At 64.7% G+C, this 17,149-nt stretch carries 16 protein-coding genes and 1 pseudogene; 5 read left to right on the top strand and 12 right to left on the bottom strand.

Annotation, left to right across the window (positions count from 1 at the left end):
* Positions 1-29 precede the first annotated feature (29 nt).
* Positions 30-1,418 carry a M20 family metallopeptidase gene (locus K288_RS0113915; RefSeq protein ID WP_027580110.1) on the bottom strand — a complete coding sequence of 463 codons (1,389 nt, stop codon included), beginning with the start codon at positions 1,416-1,418 and terminating at the stop codon, positions 30-32.
* A 149-nt stretch (positions 1,419-1,567) separates the two neighbouring features.
* Between K288_RS0113915 and K288_RS0113910 the strand changes: the two genes are divergently transcribed.
* Positions 1,568-2,956: an LLM class flavin-dependent oxidoreductase gene (locus K288_RS0113910; RefSeq protein WP_027580109.1), complete on the top strand. Its 1,389-nt coding sequence runs from the start codon at positions 1,568-1,570 to the stop codon at positions 2,954-2,956.
* Positions 2,957-3,159: 203 nt separating this feature from the next.
* Here K288_RS0113910 and K288_RS0113905 read toward each other — a convergent pair whose 3' ends face one another.
* From K288_RS0113905 to K288_RS0113885, 4 genes are all read right to left on the bottom strand, one after another.
* On the bottom strand, positions 3,160-4,824 hold the full coding sequence (locus tag K288_RS0113905; protein WP_027580108.1) for a thiamine pyrophosphate-binding protein: 1,665 nt from the start codon (positions 4,822-4,824) through the stop codon (positions 3,160-3,162).
* A gap of 193 nt (positions 4,825-5,017) precedes the next feature.
* Entirely contained in the window at positions 5,018-5,500 is a 483-nt protein-coding gene (locus K288_RS0113900; protein ID WP_027580107.1) for a GFA family protein, read from the bottom strand.
* 204 nt (positions 5,501-5,704) lie between these two features.
* Positions 5,705-6,832, bottom strand: coding sequence for an alkene reductase (locus tag K288_RS0113890; protein ID WP_027580106.1), 1,128 nt, complete (start codon positions 6,830-6,832; stop codon positions 5,705-5,707).
* 206 nt (positions 6,833-7,038) lie between these two features.
* Positions 7,039-8,535, bottom strand: coding sequence for an aldehyde dehydrogenase family protein (locus K288_RS0113885; RefSeq protein ID WP_027580105.1), 1,497 nt, complete (start codon positions 8,533-8,535; stop codon positions 7,039-7,041).
* Between the two features lie 217 nt (positions 8,536-8,752).
* Here K288_RS0113885 and K288_RS0113880 point away from each other — a divergent pair, with 217 nt between their 5' ends.
* The 3 genes from K288_RS0113880 to K288_RS53625 all read left to right on the top strand — a co-directional run bounded on the left by K288_RS0113880 (position 8,753) and on the right by K288_RS53625 (position 11,971).
* Entirely contained in the window at positions 8,753-9,604 is an 852-nt protein-coding gene (locus tag K288_RS0113880; protein ID WP_027580104.1) for an SDR family NAD(P)-dependent oxidoreductase, read from the top strand.
* 181 nt (positions 9,605-9,785) lie between these two features.
* Complete coding sequence (locus tag K288_RS0113875) at positions 9,786-11,192, top strand: aldehyde dehydrogenase family protein (protein WP_027580103.1); 1,407 nt, start codon at positions 9,786-9,788, stop codon at positions 11,190-11,192.
* A 227-nt stretch (positions 11,193-11,419) separates the two neighbouring features.
* Positions 11,420-11,971, top strand: coding sequence for a hypothetical protein (locus K288_RS53625; RefSeq protein ID WP_027580102.1), 552 nt, complete (start codon positions 11,420-11,422; stop codon positions 11,969-11,971).
* A 42-nt stretch (positions 11,972-12,013) separates the two neighbouring features.
* Here the strand turns inward: K288_RS53625 and K288_RS0113865 are convergent, their stop codons facing one another.
* The 4 genes from K288_RS0113865 to K288_RS0113850 all read right to left on the bottom strand — a co-directional run bounded on the left by K288_RS0113865 (position 12,014) and on the right by K288_RS0113850 (position 15,464).
* A complete protein-coding gene (locus K288_RS0113865; RefSeq protein ID WP_027580101.1) occupies positions 12,014-13,213 on the bottom strand; it encodes a hypothetical protein in 1,200 nt (399 codons plus the stop codon).
* Positions 13,210-14,265 carry a hypothetical protein gene (locus K288_RS0113860; RefSeq protein ID WP_051334526.1) on the bottom strand — a complete coding sequence of 352 codons (1,056 nt, stop codon included), beginning with the start codon at positions 14,263-14,265 and terminating at the stop codon, positions 13,210-13,212. Before K288_RS0113860 ends, K288_RS0113865 begins: the two co-directional genes overlap by 4 nt.
* A gap of 188 nt (positions 14,266-14,453) precedes the next feature.
* On the bottom strand, positions 14,454-14,726 hold the full coding sequence (locus tag K288_RS0113855; RefSeq protein ID WP_027580099.1) for a YiaA/YiaB family inner membrane protein: 273 nt from the start codon (positions 14,724-14,726) through the stop codon (positions 14,454-14,456).
* A 42-nt stretch (positions 14,727-14,768) separates the two neighbouring features.
* Entirely contained in the window at positions 14,769-15,464 is a 696-nt protein-coding gene (locus tag K288_RS0113850) for a PspA/IM30 family protein (RefSeq protein WP_027580098.1), read from the bottom strand.
* Between the two features lie 103 nt (positions 15,465-15,567).
* Here K288_RS0113850 and K288_RS0113845 point away from each other — a divergent pair, with 103 nt between their 5' ends.
* Entirely contained in the window at positions 15,568-16,194 is a 627-nt protein-coding gene (locus tag K288_RS0113845) for a TetR/AcrR family transcriptional regulator (RefSeq protein ID WP_027580097.1), read from the top strand.
* A gap of 85 nt (positions 16,195-16,279) precedes the next feature.
* Here K288_RS0113845 and K288_RS0113840 read toward each other — a convergent pair whose 3' ends face one another.
* The 3 genes and pseudogenes from K288_RS0113840 to K288_RS45455 form a co-directional block, all read right to left on the bottom strand.
* Positions 16,280-16,693, bottom strand: coding sequence for a Rieske 2Fe-2S domain-containing protein (locus K288_RS0113840; RefSeq protein ID WP_027580096.1), 414 nt, complete (start codon positions 16,691-16,693; stop codon positions 16,280-16,282).
* A 2-nt stretch (positions 16,694-16,695) separates the two neighbouring features.
* A pseudogene (locus K288_RS0113835) lies at positions 16,696-16,851 on the bottom strand (amidohydrolase family protein); the annotation flags it as partial.
* A gap of 115 nt (positions 16,852-16,966) precedes the next feature.
* The coding region (locus tag K288_RS45455; RefSeq protein ID WP_043159820.1) for a transposase domain-containing protein at positions 16,967-17,149 on the bottom strand (183 nt) is incomplete at its 5' end.

The following is a 17,149-nucleotide window of genomic DNA, read 5'->3' as shown; positions in this document are numbered from 1 at the left end:
CCTTTCCGAGGGAACTGAGCGTCGGCTTCTCAATTCGTCATGCGCGCCGTTTGGCCGAGATCCCAGAACAGGCCGGCCATGATGGCGAGCGCCTCCTCGGTGACGGGCAGCAGAATATGCTCGTCAGGCGCATGCTGCGAGCAGCCGGGATACGAATGCGGCACCCAGATCGTCGGCAAGCCCAGACCTTCCGAGAACACATCGTTCGGCAGCGAGCCGCCGAAATTCGGCAGGATCGCCGGCGCCTTGCCGGTGGTCTTGCGGATCGATTCCGCGGTCCAGTCGATCCAGGGACTGTCCATGTCGGTCCGCGACGCCGCAAAGCGTTGGGCGCCGCTGACTTCGACCATCGGAAAACCGTTCGCATGCAGATGCGCGCGCACGGCGTCAATGATTTCCTGATGTTTGGTGCCGACGACAAAGCGGAGCTGCAGCACCGCGTTGGCATGGCCCGGAATTGCATTCGCCGGGCTAGCGATATTGCCCGAGGACATCGCCAGCACCTCCAGCGTGTTCCAGGCGTAGAGCCGCTCGGCGGGCGAAAGCCCCTCCTCGCCCCAATCCGGCGACAGCGCCGGCTCGTCCGGGCCGGGCTCGACCTTCACATCCGCCAGCGCCGCGCGGACCCGGTTCGAGATCGGCGGCGGCTTCAACGCCTCCAGCTTCATCCGGCCCTTGGTGTCGACCAGGCTCGCAATCGCGTTCGCCAGGATGGTGGCGGGATTGGCGAGCACACCGCCCCAATTGCCGGAGTGGTGCCCGCCCTCGCGCAGGTTGACGTCGAGATGGATACGGTTGCCGCCGCGGCAGCCGAGGAAGATTGTCGGCCGCTCGGCCGAAAGCCGCGGCCCGTCGGATGCCAGGAACAGATCGGCCTTGAGTTCCTCACGATGAGCTTCGCAGACGGTCCGCAGGTCGGGCGAGCCGATCTCCTCCCCGGTCTCGATGATGAATTTTACGTTAAAGCCGAGCTTGCCTCCGCGGGCCTCCCGCACCGCACGTAGCGCGGCGATGTTGATGCTGTGCTGGCCCTTGTTGTCAGCGGTGCCGCGGCCATAGACGCGATCGCCCTTGATCGTGGTCTTCCAGGGATCGAGATTGTCGCGCCATTCGCCGATCATGCCGTCGACGACGTCGCCATGGCCGTAGGTCAGCACGGTCGGGCGCGAGGCGTCCTCGAGATATTCGGCCAGCAGATACGGGCCTTTGCCCGTCGGGGACTCGATCAAACGAGTCTTGAAATCGAGTTCGGCAAGCGTAGGTTGCAGGTTGTCGGTCAGATAAGCGCGGAGCGCGGCGCCGCTGGCGGGATTCTGGCTTTCGGTCCGGTAACCAACACGCTGGTCAAGTTCGCGAAGAAACTCACCTGATTGAAAATGCTGTCGAACGCGAGCAATCGCATCACCCCTGTCAGCCATAACTTTCCCTTTCGCCGCACCTTGCCGACCGAATTCTTCTCCCGCGTTCATTATCGGGATACGCCGTATGCTGGAAGTGGCGCAGCGACGTCAGGCTCTGCTAAAATTGCATCCGGCACGCCACAAAATAGCTATTGAAAGCCTGGCACATGACGAAACAAATCCGGCTCAACGCCTTTGCCATGAACTGCGTGGCGCATCAGTCGCCGGGATTGTGGACCCATCCGCGCGACCGCACTGCCGAGTATAACCGGCTGCCCTACTGGCTCGATCTTGCCAGGACGCTCGAGCGCGGCCGGTTCGACGGCTTGTTCCTCGCCGATGTGCTCGGTGTCTACGACGTGTTTGGCGGCGGCCCCGATGCTGCGCTGCGTAACGCGGCACAGACGCCGGTGAACGATCCCCTGCTGCTGGTTCCGGCGATGGCTGCGGTGACGAAGCATCTCGGCTTCGGCGTCACCAGCAACCTCTCCTTCGAGCCGCCCTACACCTTCGCGCGGCGGATGTCGACGCTCGATCACCTGACCGAGGGCCGCACCGGCTGGAACGTGGTGACCGGCTATCTCGACTCGGCCGCGCGCGGCGCCGGCAAGGACAAGCAGACCGCGCATGACGACCGCTACGACATCGCCGACGAATATATGGAAGTGGTCTACAAGCTCTGGGAAGGATGCTGGGAAGATGACGCCGCGATCCGCGATCGCGCGCGCAGCATCTTCACCGATCCGGCCAAGGTGCATCCGGTCAAGCACGAGGGCAAACATTTTCGCCTCAACGCGCTGCATTTGAGCGAGCCGTCGCCGCAGCGCACGCCGGTGCTCTATCAGGCTGGCACCTCGCCGCGCGGCCGGCAGTTCGCCGCGGAGCATGCCGAATGCGTGTTCATGTCCGGGCCTTCGGCCAAGGTGATCGCGCCGCGGGTCTCCGCCATCCGCGAGCTTGCCGCGCAGCGCGGCCGGAATCCGGCCGAGATCCTGATGTTCAGCATGATGACTATCATCCTCGGCCGCACCGAGGCCGAGGCGAGCGCGAAATATGCCGACTATCGCCGCCACATCAGCCACGAGGGTGCGCTCACCCTGATGTCCGGCTGGACCGGTGTCGATTTCTCCACCTACGACCTCGACCAGGAAGTCCGGCATGTCCACAACGACGCCGGCCGCACCGCGATGGACAACATCACCCGCGCCGATCCCGATCGCGTCTGGACCGTGCGCGAGGTTGCCGAGCATGTCGGCATCGGCGGCATCGGCCCGATTGTGGTCGGCACGCCGGAAAAGGTGGCCGATGACATCGAGCGCTGGTTCGAGCAGACCGATGTCGACGGCCTCAACGTTGCCTTCGCGATCTCGCCCGGCGATTTCGAGGATATCGCCGACATGCTGGTGCCGGAATTGACCCGCCGCGGCCGCTACAAGCAGGACTATGCGCAAGGCACCCTGCGGGAGAAGCTATTCGGCGCGGGCCGCGCGCGGCTGACGGACGAGCACCCCGCGAGCCGCCACCGCATCAAGCCGCACCCTGCGGCGGCGGAGTAGGCGCACACCGTCTCACACCGTCATTGCGAGGAGCGTAGCGACGAAGCAATCCACGTCTCCGCGTGCCGAGAGATGGATTGCTTCGCTTCGCTCGCAATGACGACGAAGAATCGTAGGGTGGGCAAAGCGAAGCGTGCCCACCATCAAGCACTCCACTCGTAGTGGTGGGCACGCTTCGCTTTGCCCACCCTACAACGCGCGGCTCAATTCACCGAATTATTGACCACCACCTCGATCAGCTTGGTGCCGGGCCGGCCGAATGCCGACCGCATCGCGCCCTTGAGCTCGCGGGGATCGGTGATCCGTATCGCTTCCAATCCCAGCGACTTCGCGACGCCGGTGAAATCAACCGCCGGGTCGACGAAATCCATCCCGACATAATGGTCGTCGCCATGGAAGGCGAGCAGGCGCTGCTTGATGATGCGGTAGCCGCCATTGTTGACGATGACGAAGGTGAGCGGCAGCTTGTGGTTGGCCGCCGTCCACAGCGACTGGATCGAATACATCGCGCTGCCGTCGCCGGAAAAGCACACCACCGGCCGTTGCGGATTGGCGAGGCTGACGCCGACCGACGCCGGCAATCCCCAGCCGATGCCACCGGAAGCGAGCGCGTGATAGCCATAGCGGTCGCGGTGCGGACGCAGGGAGATCATCTGGCGCGACGAGGTCAGGCCTTCATCGACCAGGATCGCATTGTCAGGCATCGCCTCGACCACCTGCAGCGCCAGCCAGTCGGGATCGATCGGCGAGGTGCCCTCGGCTTTCGAGATCTGCTCGACCAGCGCCTTCCGCTTCGCAGTCCAGTTCTTCGACGCCAGCGCAGCAAGGCCCTGCTTCGCCCGCGCCTCCAGCGCGCCGCCGCCGGCAGCTTTCAGCGCCGGGATCAGCGCGCGCAGAGTTTCCTTCACGTCAGCCTTCAGCGCGATCTCCGCGCCGTAGTTCTTGGCGAGGTCCCAGTCGACCAGGCCGACCTGGACGATCCCAAGGCCATCCGGCAGCGGATCAATCTCGCTATAGACCGACATCCGCAAGGGATCGCCGCCGAGTGCGATGATGAGATCGTAAGGCGCCAGCGTCTCGCGCGCGAGCTTCTGCACCCGCGCGATCGCGCCCATGAAGCACGGGCTTTCGGAGAGGAAGTGCGCGCCATACGGCGTTGACGATTGATAGGCCGGCGCGCCCAGCACTTGCGCGAGCTCGGCGGCTTCCTGCAGCGCATCGCTCTTGACGATTTCATCGCCAGTGACGATCACCGGCCGTTCCGCCTTCAAGATGCGCGCGGCCAGCGCCTGCAGCGCTTCGTCCGACGGTTTCACGCGCGCATCGACACGGGTCGCCCGGCCGAGCTCGATGCCAGCTTCCGAATTGAGGATATCGCCGGGCAGCGAGATGAACACCGGCCCGGTCGGCGGCGTGGTCGCGACTTTCGCGGCACGGCGCACGATGCGCGGCAGGTCTTCCAGTCGCGTCACCTCGACCGCCCATTTCACCAGCGGCTCGGCCATCTGCACCAGCGGCCCATAGAGCACCGGCTCCGTCAAGCCGTGCCCCTGCTCCTGCTGGCCGGCGGTGAGAATCAGCGGCGTGCCGGTGAATTTGGCGTTGAACAGCGAGCCCATCGCGTTGCCGAGCCCGGGCGCGACATGGACGTTGCAGGCCACGAGCTTGCCGGAGGCGCGGCTGAACCCGTCGGCCATCGCCACCACCAGGCTCTCCTGCATCGCCATCACATAGGTGAGGTCGGGATGGTCCTTCAGCGCGTGCATGATCGGCAATTCGGTGGTGCCGGGATTGCCGAACAGATGCGTGATGCCCTCGTCCTTCAACAGCGCCAGGAACGCCGAGCGCCCGGTAATGCGATTCTTCATGTCTCCTCCTACTCTCGGGCTCGTTGGCGCGGGATGAGGCATCATGACCAAACTTGCACGCTGGGGGCAATCGCGCCTGCGCTCATGGCTGCCTTGCGATGCAAGCGCCGTAGCCCGGATGGAGCGAAGCATAATCCGGGGAGCCACGGACGCGAACCCGGGTTGCGCTGCGTTCCACCCGGGCTACGAAGATCTAAAACATCCCCTCGCGATCGGGGCGCTTTTTCTTTTTCGAGCGATGCCAGACCACGCCGGGATAACCCTTCAGCGGCACCAGCGGCTCGCCGGTATAGGCCCACTCCTGCAGCTCTTCGATCGCGATGTGATAGAGCGGCTGCCGGCCGGTACGGCCCAAGAACAGCGCGCGCGGAATGTTCACCATGTGCGGCGAGCGAGCGCGTTCATAGGTCAGCGGCGTCCCGCAGGTGGCGCAGAAGCTGCGCAAGGTCTTCGTCGCCGGATCCTCGTAGCGCGTGATCGCATCCTCGCCCGCAATGATGCGGAACCGCTTGCGCCAGCTCCCGACGTAGGTCGCATAGGCCGCGCCATGCGCGCGGCGGCTTGATGCGGAATGATCATGCCAGGCCCAGCGCGCCGGCACGTCGATCTCGAGCCGAACTACGCCGCACAGGCATTGGCCCGACGCGATACCTCCTGCAGCGGCTGCTTTCGCCATGCGCGTCTCCCGTCTCCTTCGTCATTGCGAGCGCAGCGAAGCAATCCATGCCTCCACGCGCGGGAAGATGGATTGCTTCGCTGCGCTCGCAATGACGGCAGCATTGTAGCCCGGATGAAGCGAAGCGTAATCCGGGACCACAGAGCAAGAACCCCGGATTGCGCTTCGCTTCATCCGGGCTACGGCGGCTGCGAAGGCTTGTGCCTACGCCTGCGCCATCTCGTCGTGCGCGGGATAGTCGGTATATCCCTTCTCCTCGCCGCCGTAGAAGGTCGCACGGTTATACGGCGTTATCGGATAGCCGCGCTGCAGCCGGCGCGGCAGATCCGGATTGGAGATGAAGATGCGGCCAAAGGCGATCGCATCCGCGTGTCCCGCAGCGATCGCGGCATCCGCGGTCTCGCCGGTAAAACCGCCGGCGGTGATCAGGACGCCGCTCCACATCGGGCGGTACAGCACCATCGCCGACGGCACGTTCTGGTGATTGACCTCGGCGCGGCCCGCGCCGGAGGAGCGCGGCTCGATGAAGTGCAGATAGGCAAGCCCGAGCGGATCGAGCGACTTGATGGCGTGGCTGTAGAGCGGCATCGGGTCCGCCTCGCCGCTGCCATTGGCGATGCCGTAAGGCGACAGCCGCACGCCGACGCGATTGGCACCCCAGACCTCGATCACGGCCTTCGTCACTTCCATCAGGAAGCGCACGCGGTTCTCGATCGATCCGCCATATTGGTCGGTGCGCAGATTGCTGCGCGACTGCAGGAACTGCTCGATCAGATAGCCATTGGCGCCGTGGATCTCGACACCGTCGAAGCCCGCCGCCATCGCGTTCTTCGCGCCCTCGCGGTAGGCCTCGATCACGCCGGGAATCTCAGAGGTCTCAAGCGCGCGCGGGGTCTCGTAATCGACCGCCTTGCCGTCCGCCGTCATCGTCTTGAACTCGGAGGAGATAGCCACCGCGGAAGGTGAGACCGGAAGCGAACCGCCCGGCTGGAACGAGGAATGCGAGACGCGCCCGACATGCCAGAGCTGCAAGAAGATGATGCCGCCCTTGGCGTGCACGGCATCGACCACTTTCCGCCAGCCGGCAATTTGCTGCTCGCTGTAGATACCGGGAATGCCGGGACTGCCGAACCCGGTGTTCACCACGGGCGAGGCTTCCGCGATAATCAGACCACCGGGCGTGGCGCGCTGAGCATAATATTCCACGTTCAGGGGCCGCGGCGCGAGCGACGGTTTTTCCGCGCGCATCCGCGTCAAGGGCGCCATCACCGCGCGGTGCTGAAGCTGATAGGGACCGATCTTGAGAGGAGAGAAAAGCGACGGGAATTTCATGCTTGCCCCGATATTGGTGTTGTCATTGCCGGCACTATAGGGGAGGCACGTGTCGCTGAAAAGCAAGTGACGAGTGGACTCCCTCTCCCGCTTGCGGGAGAGGGTTGGGGTGAGGGTGTCTCCGCATAGGGACTCTTCGCGGGGAGGGAGCCCTCACCCGGCGCTACGCGCCGACCTCTCCCGCAAGCGGGAGAGGTGAACACGCGTCAGGCCGTCTTGATCCAGACCGCCTTGACGTTGAGATACTCTTCCAGATGCTGCTTGCCGGATTCACGGCCATAGCCGCTCATCTTGTAGCCACCGAACGGCACCGCCGGGTCCATCGCCTGGTAGCAATTGACCCAGACCGAGCCGGCGCGCAGCGCGCGGGCGACCTGATGCGCCTTGCTGACATTGGTGGTCCAGACACCGCTGCCGAGGCCGAACATCGTGGCGTTGGCGCGCTGGATCAATTCGTCGGTGTCCTTGAAGGCGATCGCGGAGATGACGGGCCCGAAGATCTCCTCCTGCGCGATGCGCATGTTGTCCTGCACATTGGCGAACACCGTCGGCTGCACGAAATAGCCCTTGGCGAGCGGCCCTTCCGTCAGCCGCGCACCGCCTGCAACCGCCTTCGCGCCCTCCTTCTGTCCGATCTCGAGATAGCCGCTGACGCGCTCCATCTGCTGCTGCGACACCAGGGGGCCGATCTGCGTGTTCGGATCGATGCCGTTGCCGACCTGCAGTTTCTTCCCGAACTCGGCGACACGGCCGACGAACTCGTCATAGACCTTCTGTTCGACGAACAACCGCGTACCGGCGCTGCAGATCTGGCCGGAATTGGCGAACACCGCCATCGCCGCGCCCGGCACCGCCTGGTCGAGATCGGCATCGGCGAACACGATGTCCGGCGACTTGCCGCCGAGCTCGAGCGAGACGCGCTTGAGGTTGCCGGCTGACGCCCGGACGATCGCTTGTCCCGTGATGTGCGAACCGGTGAAGGCGACCTTGTCGACGCCGGGATGCGAGGAGAGCGCGGCGCCCGCGGTCTCGCCATAGCCCGGCACGACGTTGACGACACCGGGCGGAATGCCGGCTTCCATGCAGAGCTCGGCGAGCCGCAGCGACGTCAGCGGCGCCTCCTCGGCCGGCTTGAGCACCACCGTGCAGCCTGTTGCGATCGCCGGGCCGATCTTCCAGACGCTCGCGCCCAGCGGCCCGTTCCAGGGAATGATCGCGCCGACCACGCCGACCGGCTCCTTCAAGGTGTAGGAGAAGATCTCGCCGGGCAGCGAGTTCTCGATGGTCTCGCCATGCAGTGCGGTCGCCTGCCCTGCATAGTAGCGGAGCATGCCGAGCACGCGCAGGCGGTTGCCGCGGGTGCGGCTGATCGGCGCGCCCATGTCGAGCGTATCGAGCTGCGACAGCTCCTCGAAATTCTGCTCCACCAGTTCGGCGAGCTTCAAGAGCATGCTCTGCCGCTCGAACGGCTTGACCTTGCTCCACGGGCCCTCGAAGGCACGGCGTGCCGCAGCGACCGCGCGGTTGATGTCTTCCGCGTCGCCTTCGGCTACCGTCGCGAGCAATTCGCCGGTCGCGGGATTGTGGGTCTCGAACTTTTTACCGGAAGCTGCATCGACCCATTGGCCGTCGATCAGCATCTTCTTGTAGGAACCGTCCGCGTAGGGGTGGCGCGTGATCGGAATTGCCTGTGTGACAGCCATGTTTGCACTCCCTTGATATGGAACGAGTTTTATATGACGGGCCTTGCGGGTTTCAGACCCGTTATATCCGGAACTCTACAACGGTAACCCGAATCCGTAAAGCAGCCGGCCTCTTGGCGGGCAGTGCGGCAATGAAGACCTCCCATGCACCTTCGCGCATGGCATGGCGGCCGTGTTAGCCTACGGATCGCTGCCACATATTTGTCGGAGAGAGACGATGCCACATCCCGCCATGTCGCCAAATCATGTCGCCGTAATCACCGGAGGCGCGTCCGGCATCGGACTCGCCGCCGCCATGCGCTTCGCCGCTTCAGGCATGAAGGTCTGCGTCGCCGATATCGGCGCCACCAGCCTCAAGGAAGCCGCCACAAAATTGTCATCGATCGCGCCCGGCGGCGCCGACAGCATCATGACCGAAACCGTCGACGTCAGCCGCTTCGAGGACCTCGTGAAGCTGGAAAGCACCGTGCAACAGCGGTTCGGCGGCACCGACATCCTGATGAACAATGCCGGCGTCCAGCCGGGCAGTCAGATGTTCGGTCCACGCGAGAACTGGCAGAGGATTCTCGGCGTCAATCTGTGGGGCATCATCAACGGCACGCATGCCTTCGTGCCGCGCATGATCGAGCGTGGACGCGACGGCCTCGTCATCAACACCGGTTCCAAGCAGGGCATCACGACGCCGCCGGGCGATCCGGCCTACAACGTATCCAAGGCCGGCGTGAAAGCCTTCACCGAGGCGCTGCAGCACGAACTGCGCAACACGCCGGGCTGCCGCCTCTCCGCGCATCTGCTGATCCCCGGCTTTGTCTTCACCGGCCTGACCGCACGCGGCCGCGCCGAGAAGCCGGCCAGCGCCTGGACGGCGGAGCAGACGATCGACTTCATGATCGAGCGGCTGGACGCGGGCGACTTCTACATCCTTTGCCCCGACAATGACGTACCGCGGCAACTCGACGAGCGGCGCATCCTGTGGGCCGTCGGCGATATCGTGAAGAACCGTCCCGCACTGTCGCGCTGGCATCCGGATTATGCGGATGCCTTCGCGGCGTTCGTGAAGGGAAAATAGTCGCCCCAGTATTGAGCCTCGCTGCGACGCTCCTCGCGCCTGCGGCAGGACGTCACTGCCGCGGTCCGTCAAGTCCGGTCTTGGCAATAGCCGACTTTACGCAATCGTGATATCCATGTGAATATAACGAGGTTCATAACCGGCGAGGCCGCAAGGGCCCGTTCACAGGGAGAGCAAGCCAATGAGTGACTACAACCTTCTCATCGACGGAAAGATGGTACCCGGCGATCTGACCATGCCGGTCCTCAATCCCGCGACCGAAGAAGTGCTGGTGCAATGTCCGCGCGCTTCGAAGCAGCAGCTCGATCAGGCTGTGGCCGCCGCCAAGGCCGCCTTCCCGGCCTGGGCCGCCACGCCGATCGAGGAGCGCCGCAAGCTCGTGATCAAAATTGCGGAGGCGATCGAGGCCAACGGCAACGATCTGGCGCGGGTCCTGACCAGCGAACAGGGCAAGCCGCTGGCAGATGCGACCGGCGAGGTTATGGGCATGGCCGCCTTCTTCCGCTATCTCGGCTCGCTCGACCTGCCGATGCGGGTGGTCGAGGATTCCGGCGACCGCCGCGTCGAAGCCTATCGCCGCCCGCTCGGCGTGGTCGGCGCCATCATCCCCTGGAACTATCCGCTGCTGATCCTCAGCTTCAAGCTGCCGTCGGCGCTGCTCGCCGGCAACACGCTGGTGGTGAAGCCTGCGCCCACCACTCCGCTCTCGACGCTGCGCTTTGCCGAGCTGGTGCAGGACATCCTGCCGAAGGGCGTGCTCAACGTGATCACCGACGCCAACGACCTCGGCGACCACATGACGAAACACCCGGACATCCGCAAGATCTCGTTCACCGGCTCAACGGCGACGGGACAGAAGGTGATGGCGAGCGCCGCGCAGACGTTGAAACGCATCACGCTGGAGCTCGGCGGCAACGATGCCGGCATCGTGCTCGACGACGTCGATCCGAAGAAGGTGGCGCCCGGCATCTTCGAAGGCGCGTTCCAGAATTCCGGCCAGGTCTGCCTCGCCATCAAGCGGCTCTATGTGCACGAATCCGTCTACGACGAGCTTTGCAACGAACTGGTCGCGATCGCGAAGAACACCGTGGTCGACGACGGCTCCAAGCAGGGCACCAAGCTCGGCCCACTGCAGAACAAGATGCAGTACGAAAAGGTGAAAGCGCTCCTGGAGGACGCCCACAAGAACGGCAAGGTGATCGCCGGCGGATCGGCGATGGACCGTCCGGGCTATTTCATCGAGCCCACTTTGGTGCGCGACATCAAGGAAGGGTCCAGGCTGGTGGACGAGGAGCAGTTCGGGCCGGTGCTGCCGATCATCAAATATTCCGACAACGAGGATGTGATCCGCCGCGCCAACGCGACCAATTACGGGCTGGGCGCGTCGGTCTGGTCGTCGGACACGGCGCGGGCTCACAAGATCGCGAGCCGCATCGAAGCCGGCACCGTGTGGATCAACAAGCATCTCGACATGGCCCCGAACATCCCGTTCGGCGGCGCCAAGCATTCTGGCATCGGCACCGAATTCGCCGAAGAGGGTCTCGCTGAATTCACCCAGCTTCAGATCATCAACGCGCCACCGGCGTAACGCGAACCAAAATCAAACGACCGCGGCCCTCGCGCCGCGGTCGTTTTTTTCACCCGCAACGAAGCGGGCGTTTTCATTTCGGATGTAATACCGCGCCGTTCAATTCTCTCTAAACTGGAATTTAGAAACGCTCGCACGGAGTTGAGCGGTGTGCGCATCGCGATCTCGCAAATGATCGCCACCTCATCATGATCGCGGGCTGGGTGCGATTCTGACGGAGTGGTGTAATGTTACGCAAGATGGTTATCGCATTGTTGGCGGCTGCATCGGTTGGTCTTGCGGCGGCGCCGACGGTAGCGTTGGCACGTGGTGGCGGAGGCGGCGGCGGCCATGGTGGTGGAGGCTTCGGTGGAGGCGGCGGCCATGGTGGCGGTTTCGGTGGCGGTTTTGGCGGCGGTGGAATGCACGGCGGCGGATTTGGCGGTGGTGGATTCCGTGGCGGCTTCGCCGGCGGTGGTTTTCGTGGCGGCGGCTTTGGCGGCGGAGGCTTCCACAACGCCTTCGGCGGCATTCACCAGGGCTTCGGCGGATTCCGTGGTGGCGGCTTCCGCGGCCGCGGCTTCCATGGTCGCCGCTTCGCCTTCGGCTCAGGCTTCGGCTTCTATGACCCCTATGACTACGACGACTATGCCTACGACTATCCGTACTACGGCTACGGCAGCTACCCGTACTACGGCTACAATGACTCCTACTACAACAATGGCAGTTGCTATGTCGTGAACCGTCGTGTCCATACGACCCACGGCTGGCGCACGCAGCCGGTGCAGGTCTGCGGCTGATAGGCTAGCGATCCAAGGAGGCCGGCGGGTCTCCCGCCGACCTCACACCGTCTCCGGCGTCAGGGCGAGCAATCGCCGCACCAGTACGAGCGCGGTTTCGGTGGCGGGGTCGGCGGCGGTGACGGGCACGGCGAGCACGATCAGGTCGACCGGATCATGCGACAGCACGATCACGTGCGTGGCGCTGTTGGCCGCGATCAACGACAGCACGCGCTCGACCGCGGGGTCATGAAGCTGACGTCCCCAGGGCGCGTCCGACCGGCGCAGCACCCGCTGTGCCGCGAACAATTCTCGCAGCAGCGGCGGATCGTAGCTCGCGAGCTCGACCTCGCGGTAGCGCCGCGCGTGCTCGAAGATCGGATGACGCGCCAGTTCGGCGATCAATTCGTCGCGCGTTTTCGCCGTCGACAGTGCTGCCGCATTCAACACCCCCGGCTCCTGCGCCTCGAACACAGCACGCAGCGTGTCCGTCATCAGGGCGATCGTGAGCACGCCTGCGACGGCCACCGCGCAGAAGCGCTCGATCTGCGCCGCATCGACATCGCCGGCGATGAAGGCGGCGGCGATGCCGAGCAGCGCCGAGCTGCCAAGCCGCAAGGCCATCAGCGCAAGCCCGTGACGCCGCGTCTCGGCGCCGCCGCCCGCGATCAGGATCACGGTCACGGTCAGGAGCGCGCCGATCGCACCGAGCCGGACCGGGATGTCCGGAAACAGCGTGCGGAAATCGGTGATCGCGAACGGAATCACGATCAGCGCCCCGGCCGCGAGGCGCGCGATGCTGCGGTTCTCCGACGCCATCAGCGAGGTGCGATCGCGGCGCGCGAGCAGCCAGGCGCAGACGACAAAACCCGCGAGCTGGAACAGCGACAGCGAGATAGCATAGGCCGTCGTGAACCGCTCAAGCCCGAGTGCGCCGCCAAGGCCTAGCAGGATGCCGCCGAAGACGGCCAGCATCTTCACCACGCGCGGCGCATGCCGCCGCAGCATGCCCTCGGTCACCACAAGCGCGCCGAGCGGGATCAGCGCCGCCGGAATCAGCGTGAGGCGATCCAGCAGGTCGCTGCCGCTCCACCACGCCACGCCGCGCATCAGGAACAGCAGCGCGATCACGCCAAGTGCGAATAGCAGGCGCCGCGTCAGCGGGCTGTTCGGGTCGCGCCAGTAGAACGTCATCATCGCGACGCAGAGCCCGATCGCGCCGCAGAGATTGACGATGGAATCGGCGATGATCCCGGGATTCATCGGCGTTCACCCTTCCGGTCGCGCCCTCGTGGCCGCAGCGAGCCGAACGCGCGCGTATCGTCCATCCAGTAGAAGAACGGCAACACCAGCCGCTGCAGCGCCAGCATGGCGGAGGCGGCGATCAGCGCCGGCAGCGAGCCCGCCGGCACCTCGCTCATGAGATAGCGGCGTGCGCCGGTCAGATCGATGCGGCCGAGCTGCAGCACGTCATCGCCGCGCGGATAGTCGAGCTCGCGGGCGCAGAACTCGCCATAGATCGCGTTGCGGTGCTTTGGCGCGATCTCGAAGCTCTTTTTCAGCGCATCCGAACCGCCGGTATAGGCATTGGTGATGACGAATCGTTCTTCATCGAAGCCGGCCTCCGACCCGACGCCAAACACCGCGCGGTGTTGCGCCATGATCCCGCGCGCGAGCTGCAGGTGCGCAAAGCTCCGCCGCGCGCCTGACAGCGGCGATGGATACACATCGGAAAACGTCTCGCAGACCATGCCGACCACCGCCGGCACCTGCGTGACATTGGAAATCCATTTCGGACGCAACCCGTCGCGCGCGAACAGCACCAGTGCGGTCATACCGTAGAGCACCCAGGACAGCCCCTGCCCGCGCACGTCAGGGTCGACCATGACAAGGCCGAGATGGGTGACGTCGACCGGCGCGCCGTCGAGCTCCACCTGCATCACCGACAGCGCATTGAAGGCGATCGGCCGTCCGGTTTCCTCCTCGGAGATCAACGTGATGATGGCGCGCGCGAGACGCTCGGGCTCGCCGGAGAAGATGCCGTAGGTCAGGCTCTCCTGCGGCAGCGTCTTGGCGGCCACGACGCGGAGCTGCGAAACCAGCGCCTCCAGCTCTTCCGGCGGCAGCGATTTGCCCGGACGTTCGACGATCCGCGTGCGCAGCCCCGCATGCGTGCGCAAGGTGAGATCGATGTTTGGCTGCGACAACGCCTTGAGCCAGAAGGTGGCGTAACCGGGCAGGCGCGCCACTGCCGCGCCGGCTTTGCCGAACCCTTCGCGCAAGCGCGAGACCGAGATGCCGCTCCAAGACGCCATGCCGCTGTCCGTTGTCGGGCCAGACTACTGCCCGTCACCCATTAAGGCGCTGTGAGCGCCAGGCGGCGCTCATTGCCGGAAGGTAAATGCTCCCTTGCGCGCCGTCATCGATGCATCCTCGCGGCGAAAAGCGGCGGATGCCAGACATCCGCCGCCTCGCAGAGTTCGGACTGTCTCAGGCTGCCGTCTCAGGCCGCCTTGGACACTTCCATCAGGAGCCGCTCGGCCTTGGCATCTTCAAGCCGGTTCACCAGCCGGTCGCTTTCGTGCACGTCGCGCATCGTCTTGGTCATGGTGATGCAGGACTGAACCAGCATCAGGAAGCCCATCATCAGATAACCCTTGACGGAAAAGTCGGCCGGCAGAAACCAGATGCCGATGCCAACCATGAAAGCCGAGGCGGCGAACGAGACGTAAGTAAAGGTAATCCAGGCGGGGCTGTGTTGGGTATTCTGCTTCATGACAATCTCTCCTTAAATGAACAATGTTGAGGGCTTGTAGGTTCAGGCAACAGGTGCGCGCTTGGCTTTGAGCCGCGCGAGCACGTCGTCGGCAGTCGATTTCATGCGGGGCCCAAAGCCCTGCTCGGCGAGCTTCTCCGCCGTCGCGAGCGGGCCGCTGGCGGCATCGAGTTCGATCAGCGCCTCGTCGGCGGCCTGGGCTTCCGTCTGCCGTTCGCGCAATCTGCGCAGCGTGTTCTCCGCTTCGGGCAGCGTGGATTCGTAAGGGCGCACCGCCTCGATCCCGCTCCGGCGCAGCGAGCGCACCGCTTCGGAGGCGCGGGCGATACGCCGGCCGCGGTCGAGCTCGGTGAGCCGCGCCTCGGCATTGGCGACGTGACGCTTCAACCGTGCGATCTCCTGACCAAACAGGGTGCGCGCGGTCATCGCGGCGTCGCGGTCGGCTTCAAGATTGGCGATCGCCTGCGCCGCCTCCCGCGCCAGGTCTTCGCGGTCGCCCTCCAGCGCGGCGGTGGCCCGCTCCTCGAGATCGGCGATCCGCGCATTGGTCGCCTCGAGCCGTCGTCCCTCCTGCTGGTCGCCGGCGATTGCCAGTGCCAGCGTCCGCTTGGAGCGATCGACGGCCGAGGCCGCGTCGCGCATCTGTTGGTCGAGGATGAGAAGGGCAGAGCGATCCTGCAGCTCCTCCTCCGCCGCGGCCACCGTGCCGCGGAAAAGCGTGAAAACGGTTTTGAACATTTGCCAGCTCCCTGTTATGAGCACTGCTCACATGATCTTTGTAGCGCTGGCGTGAGCATGGTTCAAAAATATTTTGAGCAAAGCTCACGATATTGATTAACAAATGTCCAAGGCCCTGGAACGACGAGCTAAAAACCGCGAGCGGCTGATCGAAGCGGCAGAACGATCGATCGCCGCGAGCGGATTGGCCGGCCTGAAGACGCGCGATCTCGCCAGCGAGATCGGCGTCGCCAACGGCGCGGTTTACAATCTGGTCGAAGACGTCGACGAGCTGATCCTGCGGGTGGGATCGCGTACGCTGGCGCGGCTCGACGCGGCGCTCACTGCGGCAGAGCGCGATGGCCCCGCGGATCCAGCCGGTACGCTGGTCCGCATCGCGGTCGGCTATTGCGATTTCGCCGCCGACAATCTCGAGCTATGGCGCGCGCTGTTCGAGCACCGGATGGCGCCGGACAAGACGGTCCCGGACTGGGCGATCTCCGAACAGATGGACCTGTTCCGCCACATCTACCGCCCGCTCGCCGCGCTCTTTCCCGAACGCTCGCCTCAGCAATTGAGCGTCACCGCCCGCAGCCTGTTCTCCGCCGTCCACGGCATGGTGGCGCTGGGGCTCGAACACAAGCTGATCGCCGTGCCGATCGAAGCGTTGCGCAGCGAAGTCGCCACCATCGTCCGCGCGATGGTCGAGGGACTGGCGGCGAAGGAAGCCCACAGCTCGACCGCTTCGTAGGGTGGCTAAGCAGCGTAGCGACGTACCCACCATCAAGAACTCCGCTCACAATGGTGGGCACGCTTCGCTTTGCCCACCCTCAGCGCTACACCTCGACGACGATGTAGTTGTCTTCCACGTGCACCGGAAATGTCTCCGCCACGTAAGGCCCCTTCTGCAGCTCATCGCCGCTCTCGACCACGACCGGATAGGAGCGCACTTTCACGCGCTTCGGATCGAACCAGCTCTGGCCGTTGCGCATGTCGAACTCCCAGCCGTGCCATGGGCAGCGCAACAGTTCGCCGACGCGGTCGCGGTGGTAGACGCCGGGCGCCGGCGACGTCAGGCGCGCGACGCAGGCCGCCTTCGCCAGTGGCGCGCCTTCATGCGGGCAGCGGTTCAGAAGCGCGAAGAACTCGCCGTTGACGTGAAACACGACGATGTCGCGTCCCTCGACGCCGACAACCTTGTTGCCGCCGGGCGGGATGTCTGAGGTGCGGGCGACGATGTGACGGGCCATGTTCAGAACTTGTAGACTGCGCGGGCGTTGGCATTGAAGATCTTGCCCCGCTCGGTCTCGCTCAGCGGCGTCTTGAACGCGTAGCGCGCGTCGTCATAGTCCCAATGCGGATAGTCCGAGGAGAACAGGAGCCGATCGACGCCGACCCATTCGATCAGCGGTAAGCGCGCATTTTGCTGCACAGGCTGCGCGCGCGGCTGGCCGCGGTGTCGCGTGACGCCGGGCCGCAGCGGGATCATCGGAACGGCTTGATTGATCCTGAGCGTTCGACCGTCAGCCGCTGTCGTTGTCAGCTGGCAGGTTTTTTTGAGCGGTGCAGTTGAACGGCAACAGATCTTCGATATCGGCGTCTGGCGCGCGCTGGGGCAATTCGGTGAGCGCGTGACGTAGCCATGCATAGGGATCGACGCCGCCTGCCCGGCATGTCAGCACCAAACTGTAGATCACGGCGCTTGC

The organism is Bradyrhizobium sp. Ai1a-2, from assembly GCF_000426245.1.
GTDB lineage: Bacteria > Pseudomonadota > Alphaproteobacteria > Rhizobiales > Xanthobacteraceae > Bradyrhizobium.
Note: the sequence above shows the minus strand (reverse complement) of the source record. Positions and strands in the feature narration are given on the sequence as shown.

Coding starts and splice junctions, on each gene's coding strand:
- K288_RS0113915 (WP_027580110.1), bottom strand. CDS start 1,418: ATGGCTGACAGGGGTGATGCGATTGCTCGCGTTCGACAGCATTTTCAA.
- K288_RS0113910 (WP_027580109.1), top strand. CDS start 1,568: ATGACGAAACAAATCCGGCTCAACGCCTTTGCCATGAACTGCGTGGCG.
- K288_RS0113905 (WP_027580108.1), bottom strand. CDS start 4,824: ATGAAGAATCGCATTACCGGGCGCTCGGCGTTCCTGGCGCTGTTGAAG.
- K288_RS0113900 (WP_027580107.1), bottom strand. CDS start 5,500: ATGGCGAAAGCAGCCGCTGCAGGAGGTATCGCGTCGGGCCAATGCCTG.
- K288_RS0113890 (WP_027580106.1), bottom strand. CDS start 6,832: ATGAAATTCCCGTCGCTTTTCTCTCCTCTCAAGATCGGTCCCTATCAG.
- K288_RS0113885 (WP_027580105.1), bottom strand. CDS start 8,535: ATGGCTGTCACACAGGCAATTCCGATCACGCGCCACCCCTACGCGGAC.
- K288_RS0113880 (WP_027580104.1), top strand. CDS start 8,753: ATGCCACATCCCGCCATGTCGCCAAATCATGTCGCCGTAATCACCGGA.
- K288_RS0113875 (WP_027580103.1), top strand. CDS start 9,786: ATGAGTGACTACAACCTTCTCATCGACGGAAAGATGGTACCCGGCGAT.
- K288_RS53625 (WP_027580102.1), top strand. CDS start 11,420: ATGTTACGCAAGATGGTTATCGCATTGTTGGCGGCTGCATCGGTTGGT.
- K288_RS0113865 (WP_027580101.1), bottom strand. CDS start 13,213: ATGAATCCCGGGATCATCGCCGATTCCATCGTCAATCTCTGCGGCGCG.
- K288_RS0113860 (WP_051334526.1), bottom strand. CDS start 14,265: ATGGCGTCTTGGAGCGGCATCTCGGTCTCGCGCTTGCGCGAAGGGTTC.
- K288_RS0113855 (WP_027580099.1), bottom strand. CDS start 14,726: ATGAAGCAGAATACCCAACACAGCCCCGCCTGGATTACCTTTACTTAC.
- K288_RS0113850 (WP_027580098.1), bottom strand. CDS start 15,464: ATGTTCAAAACCGTTTTCACGCTTTTCCGCGGCACGGTGGCCGCGGCG.
- K288_RS0113845 (WP_027580097.1), top strand. CDS start 15,568: ATGTCCAAGGCCCTGGAACGACGAGCTAAAAACCGCGAGCGGCTGATC.
- K288_RS0113840 (WP_027580096.1), bottom strand. CDS start 16,693: ATGGCCCGTCACATCGTCGCCCGCACCTCAGACATCCCGCCCGGCGGC.